This window comes from Pseudomonas cucumis (assembly GCF_030687935.1).
Lineage (GTDB): Bacteria > Pseudomonadota > Gammaproteobacteria > Pseudomonadales > Pseudomonadaceae > Aquipseudomonas > Aquipseudomonas cucumis.
This window is the reverse complement of the sequence record NZ_CP117454.1, coordinates 3849373-3867236: the sequence shown is the minus strand read 5'-3', so window position 1 is coordinate 3867236 and position 17864 is coordinate 3849373. Positions and strand designations below refer to the sequence as shown.

At 60.2% G+C, this 17864-nt stretch carries 17 protein-coding genes; 4 read left to right on the top strand and 13 right to left on the bottom strand.

Annotated features, from left to right (window positions below; genetic code table 11):
• Nucleotides 1-158 precede the first annotated feature (158 nt).
• The 9 genes from PSH97_RS17470 to PSH97_RS17430 form a co-directional block, all read right to left on the bottom strand.
• Entirely contained in the window at nt 159-1622 is a 1464-nt protein-coding gene (locus PSH97_RS17470; protein ID WP_305445999.1) for a GDL motif peptide-associated radical SAM/SPASM maturase, read from the bottom strand.
• Nucleotides 1623-1981: 359 nt separating this feature from the next.
• Nucleotides 1982-2563, bottom strand: coding sequence for a DUF1842 domain-containing protein (locus PSH97_RS17465; RefSeq protein WP_305445998.1), 582 nt, complete (start codon nt 2561-2563; stop codon nt 1982-1984).
• A 54-nt stretch (nt 2564-2617) separates the two neighbouring features.
• Nucleotides 2618-3262 carry a DUF1842 domain-containing protein gene (locus tag PSH97_RS17460; protein WP_305445997.1) on the bottom strand — a complete coding sequence of 215 codons (645 nt, stop codon included), beginning with the start codon at nt 3260-3262 and terminating at the stop codon, nt 2618-2620.
• A gap of 41 nt (nt 3263-3303) precedes the next feature.
• A complete protein-coding gene (locus PSH97_RS17455) occupies nt 3304-3492 on the bottom strand; it encodes a DUF1843 domain-containing protein (RefSeq protein ID WP_305445996.1) in 189 nt (62 codons plus the stop codon).
• 358 nt (nt 3493-3850) lie between these two features.
• Nucleotides 3851-5011 (bottom strand): iron-containing alcohol dehydrogenase, encoded by a 1161-nt coding sequence (locus PSH97_RS17450; protein WP_305445995.1) that lies wholly within the window; start codon nt 5009-5011, stop codon nt 3851-3853.
• Between the two features lie 3 nt (nt 5012-5014).
• On the bottom strand, nt 5015-6406 hold the full coding sequence (locus tag PSH97_RS17445; RefSeq protein ID WP_305445994.1) for an aldehyde dehydrogenase family protein: 1392 nt from the start codon (nt 6404-6406) through the stop codon (nt 5015-5017).
• 7 nt (nt 6407-6413) lie between these two features.
• The gene (locus PSH97_RS17440; protein WP_305445993.1) at nt 6414-7787 is read right to left on the bottom strand and encodes a glutamine synthetase family protein; all 1374 of its coding nucleotides are present in this window, start codon (nt 7785-7787) and stop codon (nt 6414-6416) included.
• 226 nt (nt 7788-8013) lie between these two features.
• Nucleotides 8014-9771, bottom strand: a complete 1758-nt coding sequence (locus tag PSH97_RS17435; RefSeq protein ID WP_305449823.1) for an L-lactate permease — start codon at nt 9769-9771, stop codon at nt 8014-8016.
• A 101-nt stretch (nt 9772-9872) separates the two neighbouring features.
• Nucleotides 9873-10514, bottom strand: a complete 642-nt coding sequence (locus tag PSH97_RS17430) for a TetR/AcrR family transcriptional regulator (RefSeq protein WP_305445992.1) — start codon at nt 10512-10514, stop codon at nt 9873-9875.
• Nucleotides 10515-10614: 100 nt separating this feature from the next.
• On the opposite strand from PSH97_RS17430, the gene PSH97_RS17425 reads away from it, so the two are divergent.
• Nucleotides 10615-11268: an NAD(P)H-dependent oxidoreductase gene (locus PSH97_RS17425; RefSeq protein ID WP_305445991.1), complete on the top strand. Its 654-nt coding sequence runs from the start codon at nt 10615-10617 to the stop codon at nt 11266-11268.
• Between the two features lie 185 nt (nt 11269-11453).
• Here PSH97_RS17425 and PSH97_RS17420 read toward each other — a convergent pair whose 3' ends face one another.
• Complete coding sequence (locus PSH97_RS17420) at nt 11454-12425, bottom strand: class I SAM-dependent methyltransferase (RefSeq protein ID WP_305445990.1); 972 nt, start codon at nt 12423-12425, stop codon at nt 11454-11456.
• Between the two features lie 202 nt (nt 12426-12627).
• Between PSH97_RS17420 and PSH97_RS17415 the strand changes: the two genes are divergently transcribed.
• Together PSH97_RS17415 and PSH97_RS17410 are read left to right on the top strand one after the other, a co-directional pair.
• Nucleotides 12628-13035: a response regulator gene (locus PSH97_RS17415; RefSeq protein ID WP_305445989.1), complete on the top strand. Its 408-nt coding sequence runs from the start codon at nt 12628-12630 to the stop codon at nt 13033-13035.
• 60 nt (nt 13036-13095) lie between these two features.
• The gene (locus tag PSH97_RS17410; RefSeq protein ID WP_305445988.1) at nt 13096-13764 is read left to right on the top strand and encodes an HAD-IA family hydrolase; all 669 of its coding nucleotides are present in this window, start codon (nt 13096-13098) and stop codon (nt 13762-13764) included.
• A gap of 13 nt (nt 13765-13777) precedes the next feature.
• Here the strand turns inward: PSH97_RS17410 and PSH97_RS17405 are convergent, their stop codons facing one another.
• Nucleotides 13778-14437: a methyltransferase family protein gene (locus PSH97_RS17405; protein ID WP_305445987.1), complete on the bottom strand. Its 660-nt coding sequence runs from the start codon at nt 14435-14437 to the stop codon at nt 13778-13780.
• 251 nt (nt 14438-14688) lie between these two features.
• Here PSH97_RS17405 and PSH97_RS17400 point away from each other — a divergent pair, with 251 nt between their 5' ends.
• Nucleotides 14689-15621: a pyridoxal-phosphate dependent enzyme gene (locus tag PSH97_RS17400; RefSeq protein WP_305445986.1), complete on the top strand. Its 933-nt coding sequence runs from the start codon at nt 14689-14691 to the stop codon at nt 15619-15621.
• Nucleotides 15622-15685: 64 nt separating this feature from the next.
• Here PSH97_RS17400 and PSH97_RS17395 read toward each other — a convergent pair whose 3' ends face one another.
• Together PSH97_RS17395 and PSH97_RS17390 are read right to left on the bottom strand one after the other, a co-directional pair.
• A complete protein-coding gene (locus tag PSH97_RS17395) occupies nt 15686-15982 on the bottom strand; it encodes a DUF2388 domain-containing protein (RefSeq protein WP_305445985.1) in 297 nt (98 codons plus the stop codon).
• Nucleotides 15983-16132: 150 nt separating this feature from the next.
• Nucleotides 16133-17770, bottom strand: a complete 1638-nt coding sequence (locus tag PSH97_RS17390; protein WP_305445984.1) for a Na/Pi cotransporter family protein — start codon at nt 17768-17770, stop codon at nt 16133-16135.
• Nucleotides 17771-17864 lie beyond the last annotated feature (94 nt).

Below are 17864 nucleotides of genomic sequence, written 5' to 3'. Positions count from 1 at the left end.
TCACGACTGCTGCGCAGCCGAACGCAGCCTCGCAGGCTCGGCAGCTGCTACAAAGAGTGCGTCGCAGCTGAAATGACTTAACTGGTAATAGCCGCCCGTGATTTGCAAAGACGCAAAACGCCACTTCCTGAGTGGCGTTTTTATGTGCGTGACGAAGGTCATATCAAGGTATTTTGCGGCATCCCCAACAGGCCGGTCAGGGTATTGATAATCGCTTGTTGCCGGGCACGATCTGTCTGATGCACGGCTTCTGCGGCGGCGACATCGGCGGCACAGTGAGGGCAGGTCACTTCGTGCGCATGGATGTATTGCAAGCAGCCCCGACACAGCGCCAGTTGCGGTGGAATACGTCCTTCATCCGGTGATTTCTGGCCCTGATTCGCCCAGGCCAGTTTGATCACCTGGCCACTGTCGCTGACGCTGTTGACCTTCTCGCCGGTATCGATGCGTTCGGTGATCAGGTCAAAACGTCCGACGGCGAAGGAGGTCTTTGCCGCGTCTTCGAGTTTGACGATGCGCTCGCGCAGCCCGCGCTTTTGCAGGTCCAGCGCGCGGTAATGGCAGTAAGGGTTGTTGCCGGGTTTGCCAAGCAGGGAGTGCGACGTCCAGGTGCAGCCGCCACGGCAGACGTCGTTGTAGTAACAGCTTCGGCAGTAACCCCACAGGTCGTCGACACCACGCAGGCGGCCAAAGTGCATGCCTTCGCTGTAATGCCAGATGTCGTGCAGGCTCATGGTCCGTACGTTGCCGCCCGAAAATCCCACCGTTGCCAATGACGGGCAACCCTTGACGGTGCCGTCGGCTTCCAGAGCCAGCACGGTCTGGCCGGCGGCGCAGCCACTCCAGTGCACGCGCTCGTCGCCGAAACCACGCCACATGTGTTCATAAGGGCCGTAGTAACCAATGTTGTTGCCCACGTTCATCAGCAGGCCGCGATCGACGCCTTCGCGATACAGACGCGCCAGCAACGGCATTACTTCCAGTAGTTGATACGGCTGCAATAACAGCTCCGGGTGATCGACGGCATTGCCCATGGCGACCGTCAGCTGGATCTGCCAGTGAGTGGCGCCGAGGCCGATGATCAGGTCCATCAGTTCGGGCAGATCGGGCAACGTGGCTGCGCCGATTTGGGTGTTGACGCTCACCGCAAGCCCGGACTGTTTGGCCCGTCGCAAGGTGTCTACCGCCTTGTCGAACGAGCCCGGAACATTGCGCACCGCGTCATGCAGCGGGGCCAGTCCATCCAGTGAAACACCGACGCCATTGAGCCCGGCATCCACCGCTGCCTGCATTTTCGCCGGCGTCAGGTTGCGTCCGCCGGTTTGTATGGCGCAGTACATGCCGTGATCGTGGATGGCCTGGATCAGTTGCGTCCAGTCCTTGCGTAAATAGGCTTCACCGCCGATCAGGGTGACCTCGCGGGTACCGAGCGCCGCGAGGGAATCGATGACGTCCAGGCATTCCCGGGTGTTCAATTCGTCGGGGCGTCGATGGCCGGCGCGTGAGCCGCAATGCAGGCATTTGAGATCGCAGGCCAGGGTGATTTCCCAGACCACATGCACCGGCACGTAGCGTTTGAGGTCGGTTTCACTGAGGTAGCGGGCAGGGCGACTGTCTGACATGGAAAATCCTTGCGCACGACGCGTGCGCGGCACGAATCCATCGAAGTGTTCGCGCCTTCCTTGGGGCAGTGGCGCGACCGGATTTACCTTTTATGGCCAATGCAGTCAGTTAAGCCGTAATGCAATCTGTAGCAGCTGTCGAGCTCCAGCGAGGCTGCGTTCGGCTGCGAAGCAGTCGTGAATCCGGCTGATGCGGTCTGCCTGACGTATCGCAATCTCTGGTTTTACGACTGCTTTGCAGCCGAACGCAGCCTCGCTGGGGCTCGACAGCTGCTACAAAGAGCGCATTGCTGCCGAAATGGTTTAACTGACATTACCCGGGCTCGGCCATCGGCGATGGCCAAACCCGGTAGTGCGGCTTAGCGAGCCTCCAGCCGGGCGATTTCAACGTTCAACTGGTCCAGTGCATTACGTAGCGCACCGCTGTGGGCCAGTTGCTGTTCACCCTGGTTCACCACAGCCTTCAGTTGCGCCAGGTCACCGCTGGCTTGCGCTTGCTGAACCGCGACGGCGTAGAGCGGCACCGCATGGTGCGGATGCTCTGGGCGCACAATAACGGGAGCCTGGCTGACCGCTGCGTGTTTTACGTAATGCCAGTGGCCCTGTTCCTGATACTTGTAGTCGGCATAACCGCTCGCCCAATCGCCGCCTAAAATGCCCTTCAAACCGAAGGTCTGGGCGATCTGGCTGAGAGGGCCGCTCGGGCTGCCCGCCAGGGTGAGGATGATGTGGTTCTCCGCCGTCGGCACCAGCTTGGCTTCTGAGTACTCACCCCATACACGTGCACGGAAGTTGAGCGGTGGGTAGGAGCTTTGGAAAATACTCGCAATCCCGCTGACTTTTTTCTTGGCGGTATCCACTAGCAGATCGAGGGTTAAAACCGGGGCGCCCAGCAGGTGATTACTGACATTGAGGCGGGTATGAAAAAGTCCGATTGACATGGTGCTACTCCCTTATTTGTATTCAAGACAAGTCGGGCATATTTCGTAGTCGAGTCAGCGGCGCTCCTGCCGGCTGATTTCTTCCTTGGCCGTTTCAAGCGCCGTCTGCAGTTGGGGTTGCTGATCTAGTTGCTGCTGGGCCAGGCGCGACAGGTTTTTCATCTGGGCCAGGTCACCGCTGGCCATTGCACTTTGAATCGGTGCGGCGTACAGCGGCATGATCGGTGGATACGATGACTCCGGCGGAATCACCGGGCCTGGCTCCAACGGCAGCGGGGAGACGTGGGACGGCACCGCCTCAATGAGATGGGCGGGAGCATTGTTGACCTCGACCCACTGCTGACCATTCAGGTACGAATAGTTGGCGACGCCTTCCTTCCAGTCAGTGCCCACCACCAGTTGAATCTTGAAATTCACGATGGAGTTCGAGCCTGAGCCGCCGTGATTGCCTTGGGCGGTGATCAGGATTTTGCTGATGCCGGGTGACATGACTGTCAGGTAGGTGTACTCGCCCCAGACATCGGAATGCACATCCAGCGGCGGGTTGGTCGCCTGAGTGATTGCAGCGGTACCGTTTACAGTTTCATCAGGGGTAAAAACCAGAAGATTGAGTGCCAGACTTTGTGCACCCGGCATCGAAGTACCAATTCGGTAGCCGAGCGGGAACAAACCGACAGGTTGCTGATTAGAACCAGACATGGTTATTGCCTCCATTGCAATAAGGGGAGCGGAAATAGCTATTAGTGCTTTTCCAGGCGTGCGACTTCCTTGGCCAGCTGCTCGTAAGCGTTACTTAGCTCTGTGTTTTCTGGTGTGGATGCATCGCGTTGTTTCAATAGCGCCTTCATTTGCGGCAGGTCGCCTGCCTTGATCGCGCTTTGGATGGCCACCCCATAGGGGGGCATGCTATGGCGAGTTGAACTGCTCATAACGATTCCTTCCGTGGTGTTTACGGGCACTGCTGTCATCAGCAGTTTTTGCAGTTAAGCAGGCGCGGATAAATATGCAATGGCCAACGGAAGAGTAATTTTTAATATTATTTTATTAATCGCGATGGGTTAGTAGACGGTATGTTCAATATTAAGATTGGCGATGAAGGAAGGCCTGTTCAGTTGCTTCTTCATAAGCATTAAATTCCTTATCGCCATTGTTCGCACTTGATTAAAACAGTGTCGCTAAGACAAGTAGCGCCGAAACCAGGCCAGTGTTCGGTCCCAGGCAAGCCTGGCGGCGGCATCTGCGTGCTTCCTGTTGGTCGAGTTCGGTTTGCGCTACTTCACAATTGCGCTAGAGCCGGCCGTGGAACGCCGCGTCGAAAATTTCTGCCGCGCCAGTTCGTGTCAACGGCAACGGGTTGCCGCCGGCGCAGGGGTCGACAATCGCCATGTCCGCGATCAGATCGGCCTGCTTGTCATCAACCCCCAGTTCAAACAGCGTATGGGGCACGCCGATGTCTTTGCGCAGCTTGAGGACGAAGGCCAGAAAGCTGTCGAAGCCCGGTGAGGGCAGGCGCAAATAAGCCGCCAGACGGGTGATGCGTTCCTCGATGGCCGGGCGATTGAACTTCAGCACGTAGGGCATGAACGTGGCGTTGGTCATGCCATGGTGGGTGTCGTACAGGGCGCCCACCGGATGCGCGAGTGCGTGCATGCCACCCAAGCCTTTCTGGAAAGCGGTGGCGCCCATCGCGGCAGCTGCCAGCATTTGCGCGCGCGCGTCGAGGTCGGAGGGGGTGTGTACGGCGCGTACCAACGCATTGGCCACCAGGCGCATGCCTTCCACCGCAATGCCTTCGGCCATCGGATGAAAGCCGGGAGCGCAGTACGATTCCAGACAGTGGGCAAACGCGTCCATGCCAGTGCCGGCAGTGACTTTTGCCGGCATGCCGATGGTGAGGGCCGGATCGCTGATGACCACCCGTGGCATCATTTTCGGATGGAAAATGATGCGTTTGGTGTGCGTACGTTCGTCGATGATCACCGCCGCACGGCCGACTTCGGAACCGGTGCCCGCGGTGGTCGGCACTGCAATGACCGGGGCGATGCGGCTTTCGTCGGCGCGTGTCCAGTAGTCACCGATGTCTTCAAAATCCCAAACCGGTCGGGTCTGGCCGCTCATGAACGCGATGAGCTTGCCCATGTCCAGACCGCTGCCACCGCCGAAGGCGACCACGCCATCGTGTTTGCCGGCGCGCCAGGCATCGAGCCCACCCGCCAGATTGGCTTCAATCGGATTGGGCTTGAGGTCGCAAAACAGCGCGACACCGAGGCCGGCAGAGCGCAAGGATTCCACCGCTGCCGTGGTGATCGGGGCACGCGCCAGGCCACTGTCGGTGACCAGCAACGGTCGCTGGATCCCTTGGCTGCGGCAGACTTCGGCCAGCTCGGCGATGCGGCCGACGCCAAAGCGGATGCTCGTGGGGTAGTTCCAGTTCGCGGTCAGGCTCATGGCTCAGATCTCGTGGCGCAGATGGAAGGATTTCGCCCGGGTCAGGTGTTCATAGCCAAGGCGCGACAGCGTGACGCCGCGCCCGCTGTTTTTCACCCCGGTCCAGGCCAGGGCCGGATCCAGATAATCGCAGCGGTTCATGAACACGGTGCCGGTGCCGATCGCGTCGCCGATGCGTTCGGCGGCGGCGAGGTCTTGGGTCCAGATAGAAGCGCTGAGCCCGAACTCGCTGTCGTTCATCAAGGCGATGGCTTCGTCGTCGCTGGCCACCGGCATGATGCCGACCACGGGGCCAAAGCTTTCTTCGCGCATCACCGACATTTGGTGGGTGACGTCCACCAATACCTGCGGCGCGAGGTAGGCGCTGCCCGGTGCGTCGGCGGGAAAGTCCTTTGGATCGATCAACGCCCTGGCCCCTTGTGCCAGCGCATCGGCGATCTGCCCACGAACGAATTCGGCGGCGCTCGGCGTGACCAGCGGGCCGAGGGTGGTGGCTTCGTCCAGCGGGTTGCCCAGTACGTATTGGCGGGTCAAGTCGACGAAGCGCTCGACAAAGGCCGGGTAAATTTTTTCATCGACATAGATACGTTCGACGGCGCAGCAGCTCTGCCCGGAGTTGAAGAAACTGCCGTCCACCAGGTTTTCCACCGCATGTTCAAGGTTGACGTCTGCCCGGACGTAGGCGGGGTCTTTGCCGCCGAGCTCCAGGCCCACGCCTAGGAAGCGGCCCATGGCGGCAGCTTCCATGGCCTTGCCGGCGTCGACTGAACCGGTGAAATTCACCTGCTGCACGCGTCCTGAAGCGATGATCGTGGCGGTCTGCTGATGATCGAGCAGCAAGTTGTGGAACAGGCCTTCGGGCAGATGGGCGCGGCGAAAGGCCTCGGCGAAACGCTCGCCCACCAGCAGCGTTTGCGAAGCGTGTTTGAGGATGACGCTGTTGCCCGCCATCAACGCCGGAATGATCGTATTCACCGCCGTCAGGTAGGGATAATTCCACGGTGCGATAACCAGCACGGTGCCCAGCGGTTCACGTTTGATGTACCGCCGAAAGCCATCGACAGGCGCGGGCTCCACCGCTGCCAACGCTTCAGGTGCAATGGCGATCATGTGCCGGGCGCGCTCTTCGAAGCCGCGCAGCTCGCCAGCACCGAAGCGTACCGGGCGACCCATCTGCCAGGCCAGTTCCGGCACGATCTCGTCCTTCATCGCCAACATCGCATCCACGGCAGCGCTGCACAACGCGGCGCGTTCGCTCAGTGGTCGGCGTTTCCATTGCGCCTGGGCGGTTTCGGCGGCGATCAGGGCTTGCTCGATCTGCGCCGCATCGGCACGGCGGCGTTCGGCGTAGACCCGGCCATCGACCGGGGAGATGAGTTGAACGATCTCAGTCATGGTGTGCTCAATAGCGCTCGAAGCCGCGCTGCAGTTCCCAGTCGGTGATGCGCCGGTCGTACTCTTTCTGTTCCCACTCGGCGGTGTGCACGTAGTGGTCGATCACTTCATCACCGAACGCCTCGCGCAACATGCTCGACGCCTTGAGCGCGGCACAGGCCTCGCGCAGGGTTTTCGACACTTCAGGCAAGTGCTCGTCGACGTAGGCATCGCCCTCGAAGGGCGGCGCCAGGTTGAGTTTCTCGTCGATACCGGCCAGCCCGGCGGCGATCAAGGCGGCGAAGGCCAGATAGGGGTTGAGGTCGGCACCGCCGATGCGGCATTCGATGCGGATGGCCTTGCTGCCTTCCGCGCACAAACGAAAACCTGCGGTGCGATTGTCCCGACTCCATACGGCCCGCGTCGGCGCGAAGGTGCCGGCCTGAAAGCGCTTGTACGAATTGATGTAGGGCGCGAGAAAACAGGTGATGTCGTTGGCGTATTTGAGCTGCCCGGCCACCCAGGAGCGCATCAGTTTCGACATGCCGAACTCGGCTTTGGGATCAAAGAACAGCGGCTTCTTGGCATTCTTGTCCCATAGCGAATTGTGCACATGGCTGCTGGAACCGGCAGCGTCATAGCGCCACTTGGCCATGAACGTGATCGCTTTGCCCTGCAGTTGCGCGATCTCTTTGCAGGCGTGTTTGATGATCACATGGTGATCGGCCATGGTCAGGGCGTCGGCATAGCGGATGTTGATCTCTTCCTGGCCCGGCCCCCATTCACCCTTGGAGTTTTCCACTGGAATACCCGAGGCCTGCAGGTGTTTGCGAATCGCCCGCAGCACCGGCTCCTCGCGAGTGGTCTGCAGGATGTTGTAATCCTCGATGTAATGGCCGGCGGTTTTCGGCTTGTGGTAGTTGCGCTTGTGGATCGCCTCATAACTCTCGTCGAACAGATAAAACTCCAGCTCCGAGGCGAACATGCCGGTATAGCCGCGTTCGCGCAGGCGCTCGATCTGCTTTTTCAGGATTGCCCGTGGGCTGTGCGGCAGGTCCCTTCTGTGGTGATGATCGAGCACGTCGCAGAGCACCAGCGCCGTGCACTCAAGCCAGGGCACCCGACGCAAGGTGGCCATGTCGGGTTTCAGCACAAAATCGCCATAACCTTTGCTCCAGCTGGCCGCGGCGTAACCCGGCACCGGTTCCATGTCGATGTCATCAGCCAGCAGGTAATTGCAGCAGTGGGTTTCTTCGTGGCCGCTGTCGATGAAAAATTCGACCTGGAATCGCTTGCCGACCAGTCTTCCTTGCATGTCGACCATGCAGACCAACACGGTATCGATCTCGCCTGCGGCAGCGGCGCGCTTGAGTGCATCAAAGCTGAGGAGGGGCTCGGTCATCACGTCAATCCTGCGTGAAAAGTTTGGGCCTGTCTGAAGTAGCTGTTGCAGACGCTCTCCAGAACAAACCAAACCCTGCAGAATCGAGCATCGTGAGCAATGAGCTGCTGAAAGCTTAGCCTACTGTTGCTATGCGCAAGTTTCGGCCTGATGTGAACGGCGATTATCTGGCTTGAACCATGGCCCGGTTACGAACCCGGGCCATGGTCAACAGCAGTCGCCTGGGTTAATTCCCGCCCACCACCATATGGCTGAACGGCGCTACATACGCCTGCAACGTCACCAGCCCACCGACCAGAATCGCCAGCACCACGGAGTGGAAAAACACGTAGCGCAGGATTTCACCTTCATGGCCGTACCAGCGGGTGGCGGTGGACGCGACCACGATCGACTGGGCATCGACCATCTTGCCCATGACCCCACCGGAACTGTTGGCCGCGGCCATCAACACCGGGCTCAGGCCCAATTGCTCGGCCGTTACCCGTTGCAAGCCGCCGAACAGCACGTTGGAGGCTGTGTCTGAGCCGGTCAGGGCAACGCCGAGCCAGCCGAGCAGCGTGCCGAACATGGGGTAGAAAATGCCCGTTGCGGCGAAGGCCAGACCCATCGTGGCGTCGAGGCCCGAGTAGCGGGTCAGGAAGCCCAGGGCAAGCATGGCCACAATGGTGATCAGCGAATAACGCACCACCCACAGTGTTCGCAAGTAATGGTGCAGCAGCTGCGGGATGGAATAACCCATCAGCAGCCCGCCGAGGATCGCCGCCAGCAAGATGCCGCTGCCGGTGCTGGTGAACCAGTTGAACTTGTAGACCGCGTCCTCGGTTTTAGCCACGGGTACGACGGGCGGGACCTTTTCGATCTGTTGGTGAATGGTGGTGAAGGTCACGGTCGGGGCAAAGATCGGGTTCGCCTCGCGCATCGGCTTGCCCTGAGGATCGAGCTTGGCCGAGCTGGTTTGCGGATCTATCGCCGGGCGGGTATCGAACAGGTTCTTGAAGCTCTGGGTGCCCCAGGCGAAGACGAAGACTGTGAGGATGATCCACGGCATCCACGCGCGCATCACGGCGGGTTTGGCATCGCTGGCAAAGGTCGCGCTGGGTTTCTCGTCCGGGTCAACATCCACCCTGGAGTTGTCGGCCCGGCCTGACAACGCGGCGGAGGTATGCACAGTGGCCGGCTTCCAGACCTTGAGGAAACCGGTCAGGCAGGCCATGGAAATCAGCGCCGCGATCACGTCGACCAGCATCGGCCCGTGGTAGTTGGACACGAGGAATTGCGGTATGGCGAAGCTGACCCCGGCGATCAGAATCGCCGGCCAGATTTCCAGCATCTTGCGCCAGCCGGCGAAGGCCCAGATCAGCCAGAAGGGCACGATCACCGAGAAAAACGGTAGCTGCCGGCCGACCATCATCGACAGCTCCATTTCATCCAGCCCGGTCACTTTGGCCAGGGTGATGATGGGCGTGCCCAGGGCGCCGAACGCCACGGGCGCGGTATTGGCGATCAACGCCAGGCCAGACGCGGCCAGGGGCGAAAAGCCCAGCCCGATCAGAATGGCCCCGGTCACCGCCACGGGGGTGCCGAAACCCGCGGCCCCTTCGAAGAAGGCACCGAAGCAGAAGGCAATCAGCAGCAGTTGCAGGCGTCGATCGTCGGTGATGCGCGCCAGGGAATCCTGCAGCACTTTGAACGAACCGTTCTCGGTCGTCAGCCGGTGCAGGAAAATGATGTTGAGCACGATCCAGCCGATCGGCAACAGACCGTTGGCGGCACCGTAAAGCGCGGCCGAGCCCGCCATGTTCGCCGGCATGCCGAAGGCGAAGATCGAAATCAGCAAGGCCGAGCCCAAGGCCAACAACGCCGCCAAATGCGCCTTGATGTGGAAAAACGCCAGGGAGACCAGCATCACCACCACCGGCACCGCCGCCATGATGGTTGATAGCATCGGGTTATCGAAAGGGTCGTAGATTTGCTGCCAGACCATGTTCCACCTCTGCTTTTTATTGTTGTAGCGCAGGCCCCCATGGGGGAAGGTGGCTTGTAGTATAGGTGGCATTACGCTGCTGTCCTGGCGGGGCCAGCCGTTCAGGTTTCGAGGCTGCCGCCAGTGCGTGCGCTCCTTTGGACCATCGCCACGATCGTTGCGAAAAGTTCGTCCTGTGCCTGCACTGGCGTGATCTCTCCGGTCGCGGCGGCATGGGACAGCGCCTCGGCTGCACCGAGCATCGCCCGAAGACTCGCCTGTGCGATTTCGCCCGTTCCGGCGAACGGGAGCAGGGCGTTGCGGCACTTGTCCATGAAGATCGCTTCGTACTCGCGCTTGATCTTTTCCAGCTCGGGCGAGGTGGTCAATGCGGCGATCACGCCGGGTATCTCGCGGCCCTGAAGAAGGACGCAATCAACATAAGATGAGGCGATGACCATTGCCTTGCTGTCCAGCGTCGGTTCACTGGTTCGAAGCGCGGCGTCCATGAGTGCGGTCTGACGCGCGTCGAACTCCTGATAAAGCGCCGCCAGCAACCCGGGGCGGGTGGTGAAATGGTCGTAAACCACCGGTTTGGTAACCCCCGCCTGTTCGGCGAGCCGGCCCAGGGTCAAGGCTTCCGTGCCTTCCTCTCGAACCAGCTGCCAGGCGACATCCAGCAACTGGCGCTGGCGCTCTTCCCGTGACATCCGGCGACGCGGTAGCGGGCTGGAATCCTGCTCAGTTATTTCGGTGCTTGACATGCTTATGTACCAAAAGTAGCTTACTGGTCGTAACTTACCAAGAGTATATAAGGCTCGCTTCTAGCCCTCAATCACTCATTCCGTAGCAGGAGTTTTCGCCATGCACGCACTCATCGTTGTGGCTCACCATGACCCCCGGTCGCTCACCCATAGCCTCGCGAGGCAGATCGCCGAAGGTGTATCCGCGGCTGATTCCGACAACTCTTTCGAAATCGCGGACCTCTGGGCGCAAGGGTTCGATCCGAGGTTCGGCGCGGCCGATCTCGCCGTCCATCACCGGGAAGCCCCACCCCCCGCCGATGTTGCCGCCGAGCAGGCGAGGATCGATCGCGCCGATGCGCTGGTGCTGGTTTATCCGGTTTATTGGTGGTCGATGCCGGCGCTGCTCAAAGGCTGGATCGATCGTGTGTTCGCCAATGGATGGGCGTTCGATTTCAGCGCGGATGCCAAGTTGGAGAAGAAGCTTCGCCACCTGCGGGTTCACCTTGTGGGTGTCGGCGGCGCCGACGCGGGAACCTATGCACGCCATGGTTATGCCGACGCCATGAAGACGCAGATCGACCATGGGATCTTCGATTATTGCGGTGCCTGCGTTGTGACGTCCGAGCTGCTGCTCGACTCGGAAATCCAGGCGCCGACGGTTCATCTGGAGGCTGCGCGGGTGATTGGTCGTGATCTTTTCGGTGCATCCAGGCGCAGTGCCGCGGCCCAGGATATTCACCATTGCCGACCGGTCAGCGCCGATGCTTTTTGAAAGACAAAAAAAGAGCCTCGAAGCTCTTTGATGGGGAGGAAGTAGAGCCAGAGGCTCAAGATGCGCATGAAACAAGTGGTGAGCTTATTGGGGTTCAGTTCACTCACCACCTACGCAGCGGCTTTAAACCTCCAACCGCTACGTATCACCATCCTAAGAAGCCGGGGACTGGCACTCAAGTACCATTAGTCTAATCCCCCCGGCCTACCTGCCTGATCTTGATCCTGTCTGAACACCAACGCCTTCAACCCACATTCAACATCGGCATCCGGAAACTCCGGCGGATTTTCCAACCGTTGCTCAAACCGCAGGCTCGGCGCTTCGCGGGTGACGCCATCGATGAGGAAGTCCGCACCGAAGGCCGGATCGTTCATGCAGGCCAGTACCGTGCCCTGAGGGCTGAGTAATTCGGGCAGGCGGCGCAGCACGCGCTGATAATCCTTGGTCAGCAGAAAACTGCCTTTCTGAAAGGACGGCGGGTCGATGATCACCAGATCGTAAGGACCATTGTTGATGACCTTGCCCCATGACTTGAACAGGTCATGGCCGAGAAAACTCACCTTGCTCAGATCATGCCCATTGAGCCGATGATTGTCGCGGCCACGGCTCAGGGCCGAGCGAGCCATGTCCAGATTGACCACATGCGCAGCGCCCCCCTCAATGGCAGCTACCGAGAAGCCGCAGGTGTAGGCGAACAGATTCAACACGCGTTTGCCCTGAGCATTGGCCCGCACCCAATCGCGGCCGTAGCGCATGTCGAGGAACAGGCCGGTGTTCTGTTTACGGCCCAGGTCCACGCGATAATGCAGGCCGCCCTCGGTGATCGTCATCTCGTCGATCGGCTCCCCGAGCAGCCATTCGGTGGTGCTTTGCAGCAGATAGCGATGTTGCAGCAGCAAGGTGTGCGCGCCGGATTGTTTCCACTCCGGCGACTGCGTGATCTCCATCAGCAACCGCTTCAAATCCTCCAGTTGCGCAGGGTCTGGCTCCTTGAACAGCGAGACCAGCACCACGCCCTGCAGCCAGTCGACAGTCAATTGCTCCAGCCCCGGCCAGCAGCGGCCACGGCCGTGGAACAGCCGACGGGTTTCTGCGGGCGCAGCCGCAAGCGCAGTCAGCAAATGGTCGTGGAGGACAGAGAGGGCATCTGGGTTCATCGGGCAAGGTCGGCCATGCATAAGGGGGCGGCATTTTAACCACAATTATGCGCTGACAAACGGTCGTATTTGTCAGCCTGGACGGAGAATGTTCACGTCAGGTGTATCAAAAATGAATTTCCGCGAAGTCCGCTGCTCATACCTGTAGGTGGCGGATTTGAGCCCGCGCAAATCATTTACGTAATCAGGGAGTGGCACAGTCATGGGTCCAGTATCGACGGCGGACGGGCACTTGTCTGACGGTTTGATTCTTGTGGTTGAGGACGACCCGTTGATCCTGGAGTTTCTGTGCGAAATTCTTCAGGAGGAAGGCTTTACGGTTGAACCCCAGATCAGCGCGGACGCCGCGTCGCAGTTTCTGGAGCAGCACGCGCCGGAGGTCGGACTGTTGCTGACGGACATCACCATGCCGGGCAAGCTTAATGGAGCGGACCTGGCCAATCAGTTCGGCGACCGTTGGCCGGACAAACCGATCATGATCATGTCTGGTTTCGAAACCCCGAAAAGCTCCGGGGTCAAGCATCGGGTTGCGTTCATCAAGAAGCCTTGGGCGGTGGGACAGTTGCTCGATTGCGTGCAAAGCGCCTTGAAGCCGAACCGTACCGTGTAGGAACTGCCGCGGCTGATGTACATTGCCTGACAACATTCGCCTGGTTCTGGAAATCGCCCTTTGTCCGTTCAAGCATCCGTGTTCAACACGCCGTACCGCGCCTTCCTGTTCGATATGGACGGAACTGTCCTCAATTCCATCGCTGCCGCCGAGCGGATCTGGACCATCTGGGCCCTGCGCCACGGGGTCGATGTCGAGACCTTCCTGCCGACCATCCACGGCGTTCGCGCTATCGACACCATCAACCGTCTGGCCTTGCCGGGGGTGGACGCTGAAGCTGAAGCCGCGTGGATCACCGAGGCGGAAATCGAGGATGTGGAAGGGATTGTCGAGGTGGCCGGCGCGGTGAGTTTCCTCAAGTCGCTGCCCGCCAATCAATGGGCCATCGTCACCTCCGCACCACGGGCGCTGGCCCTGCGCCGAATGGCGGCGGCAGGCATTCCCGAACCTGGCGTAATGGTCACCGCCGAAGACGTCAGTGCCGGCAAACCCGACCCTGCGGGCTATCGACTGGCCGCTCGTCGGTTAGGGGTCGAGCCCACCGATTGCCTGATCTTCGAAGACGCCGCCGTGGGGATTCGCGCAGGTGAAGCGGCGGGTGGTCACGTCATGGTCATCACTGCGACCCATGTTCATCCGCTCCAGACCCCGCATGCCACTTTGGCCAGTTATGACTCGGTCGAGGCGCGAGTGGGTCTCCACAGCCAAATCAGCCTGTACACACTTTAATGTGGGAGCGGGTTCAGTAAATCCCCGGAATCAATCGCCAGCTATGGGCGCAGTAAGCCTCATATTCACTGCCGAATTGCGCATGTAACAGCGCTTCTTCGGAGCGAATGCGGGCGATCAACGGTATCAACATCAGCGCCACCAACAGCAACCCGACCCCGGAACGAAAGGCCAGCGCCCAGCCCACGCCATTGATCAGCAGCCCCAGATAGCTGGGGTTGCGCAAGGTCCGATAAATCCCGTCGGTGACCAAGCGGTGTCCCGGCTGAATCGCCACCAGGCCGCTGAAGCGTTTACCCAGCACAAACACCGGCCACATCCGCAGTGCGCCGCCGCCAATGAACAACAGTGCGCCCAGCCAACGCACGCCCTCGCCACCGAAGGTCCAGAAGTCAATCCGGTCGGTATAGGCTGGCAGATACCCACTCAACAACCCAAGCACCCCGAAAACCGGCAGCACCCAGCGATTCGCCCGGTCTTCACGTACGCCGGAGCTCAGGTTGCCCTCGCTGAACAAAGACACGATCGCCATCACCAGCGTTGCCAGCGCAATGACCACCAGCGGCAGGTGCGAGAAAAAAGCCGCCAACCCGCCCAGCCCGAACACCGCGAGCGCGAGGTAGGCAAGGGTACTAACGAGGGTGAAAAAAGCGAGTTTGGCCGAGATTTTCATGACTGACTTCGCAAAGGACATGTAGGCGCTGCCGAAGGCTGCGACTTTTGATTTTGACCCTGCCAATATCGCTCAATAATCAAAAGATCGCAGCCTGCGCGGTTGTTCGATCATTCGAAGCGGGGCCGTGTTATCGCCAGGACGATAGCCGCGGGGCTGGGTGAACTAAGCTTGGATAAGGATGATGCTATCTATTCACTCCCGGCTCGCTGAACATCTCGACGAGCCGGGAGCGCCACAAGGAGCACACGATGCTTCACATCAGAACGCCCCTGATTCTGCACCCGGGCCTGTCGACCCCGGCCCGGCGAATCTGGCTCAAACTGGAAAACCTGCAACCCAGCGGCTCGTTCAAACTGCGCGGCATGGGGCTGCTGTGCAGTCAGGCAGCGGAGCAGGGCAAGCGCAAAGTCATCTGTCCTTCCGGCGGTAACGCCGGGTTGGCCACCGCCGTGGCTGCCGCCGCCCTTGGGTTGAAAGCCTGCATCGTGGTGCCGAATACCACCCCGGAAACCACCCGCGCCAGGATCAGGAAAACCGGGGCCGAGGTGATCGTCCACGGCAAGGTCTGGGACGAAGCCAATCAACGAGCCAAAGAACTCGCGCAGGGCGCGGACACCGAATACGTGCCGGCCTTCGATCATCCGGTGTTGTGGGAAGGGCACAGCACGATGGTCGATGAAATCCTCGAGGACTGTCCTCAGGTCGATGTGTTGGTGACGTCGGTGGGCGGCGGAGGTTTGCTGGCGGGCCTGCTCACCGGACTGATCCGTCATCAGCGCATGGATTGTCGGATCATTGCTTGCGAAACCCAGGGCGCGGCGTCTTTCGCAGCCGCCGTGAGTGCCGGCCACCCGGTGAGGTTGCCGCGCATCGATACCGTCGCCACGTCACTTGGCGCTGCGCAAGTGGCGGCCTGGCCGGTGCAGCATATCCTCGACTTTGCGCACGAATGCGTGGTGCTCAGCGATGATGAAGCGATCATGGGCGTGGTTCGCTACGCCAATGACTTGCGCCAATTGGTCGAACCGGCGTGCGGCGTTTCGTTGGCGGTGGCATACCTCGACCATCCAGCGATTGCCGAGGCCCATGACGTGGTGATTGTGGTGTGCGGCGGCGTCAGCATCAGCGCGCAGTTGGTCGCCGGCTGGGCACGCCTGTCTGCTGGGGCGCAAGCAACCTAGGGCCCGAACACTATCCGGTGTTGCGGGCCCACGGCTGACTTTTACAGGTTTCAGCGACGGGAGCTTATTGAGCGAGGATCGCTTTGGCCAGGTCTTCATCGCTTGCCTTGAGGTCGGGGTGATTTTGTCGAATTTCCTTCAACATCGACTCCAGGTAAACGCCGCGAATCGTACCGCCACTTGCCACGAAGCTAGAGGCGTCATCCCGTGCGGGAATTACGATTTTGTCATCTTTGAAGGTTGAGTACAGCGATGCGGAGACCCCGGCCGAGGTGGCGACATCTTTTGCATCTACATCGGCCATGGCCGAAGCAGCGGGCAAACAAAGCACTAGTGAAGATATGAGCAACAGACGGCGCATGACGGCGTCCTCCGAAAGCGTAAAGGAAGTAACACATAATTTAGGATGCCTAACGGTGCTCAGGAGTTCCCTGCCGATTCGATATATGCACAGGCGACCCGTTGCGGGCTCTGTTGAGTTTGCAAATCCCCATCATCGCGGCTGTGTCAATCAAGCTGTAATGCGTTCGACGTTTTCGATCGAGCGCTCACCGACACGTTCGAGCAGCGGATACGCCAGTGCGGCGATGTGGTGATGCATACGCCGGTAATCACGCAGCACTCGCTGGAAAATGTCGCCGGATTCCGCCCAGGTACTTTTGTCTTCCTGTAACTGGCGAAAATGCTCGCGGCTAGCGTCCGCTTCGAGCCTCCTGACGATCTCCTTGCGATGGATCAGTTGGTGTGCGGTGGCGATGTTTTCGCGCAGGAACACGGTAATCGCCAGGCTCAAACTTTCCAGCACTGCATCGTGCAACGGAGCGATGTTGCCCAGTTCGAAGGTCGAGAACTGTTCACCCCGGCGCAAGCGGCGCAGGGCCAACTGTGCGAGGCTGCTGGAAAGAATGTCCGCGGCATGTTCGAGGTTGATCACGAACGTGAGGATTTCCTGAGAGCGATCGGCATCGCTGTCACTGATGCCTTCCTTGCCGATGTCGGCCAGATAAGCGCGAATCGCCGCGCTGAGCAGGTCCAGGGATTGATCGATGCGCCGCACTTCATCGGCGCAGGCCGATGCCGAGGTATGGAACAACTGGAGCATCCGGCCGAGCATGGCCGAGAGCATGTCGGCCATGCGCAGGGCTTCGCGGGCGGCATTCGATAAGCCGATGTTGGCCACTTCCAGACCGGCCTCATCCAGGTAGTGCGGCATGCCAGGGTCGACATCCCGCTCAGGCGCCGGCAACAGTCGAGTGAGGGCATTGGCGAGCACGTCGGTCAGGCCGATGAACCCCAACCCCAGCAGCAGATTGAAACCGGTGTGCAGGCACACCACCAGTGTCGAGGGCGCGAGCGGCGCCTGAGCGAGCAGCCCGGCACACGGCAAGACCACCAGGGCACCGACCGTGCGCACCAGCAGATTGCCCAGCGGCAGGCGTCGGCCGACGCTCGAACCGGCATTGATGACCGAAGGCAGCGCACCGCCGATGTTCACCCCCAGTACCAGCGCGACAATCGTGCAGGCCGAGAGCATGCCGGTGGCGGCCAACGAGACGATCAGCAGCACCACGGCCACGCTGGAGTGGCAGAGCCAGGTGAGGATCAGTGCCACCAGCAACGCAATCAGCAGGTCGCCATCGAGGCTCTGCATGATGAGCTGGAAGACCGGTGTGCCTGCGACTTCCGCGAGTGTCGAACCGAGCATGTGCAGGGCCAGCAGCATCAGCCCCAGGCCGATCAACGCACAACCGACACTTTCGTAGCGCGAGTCATCACGCAGCCGAAAGACGATCAGGCCCGCCAGCAAAACCATGGGTGTGAGCATCGACACATCGGCGCTGAGCAGTTGCACCACCAGGGTCGAACCGATATTGGCGCCGAGCATCACCGCCAGTGCTGGCGCCAGTCCCAACGTCCCGACCGCGGTAAATGAAGTCGCCATCAGGCTGACGGCGGTGCTGCTTTGCAGGACTCCGGTGATACCGATGCCGGACAACAAAGCCATCCAGCGGTTATTCAGGTTGTGGCCCAGCCACTGACGCAGTGGCGTGCCGAAGCCGCGCAACAACGCCGAAGAAATCATGTGAGAGCCCCACAACAACAGGGCGATGGAGCCTGCGAGGTTGAGCAGTAGAGTAGTTCCTGACATGAGGACTCTCCCTTTTTGCGTGTTGCATTAATTTATGGCCCGAACACAAAAAACTGTGGGGGCGGGCTCGCCCGCGATGGCGGTGTATCAGTCG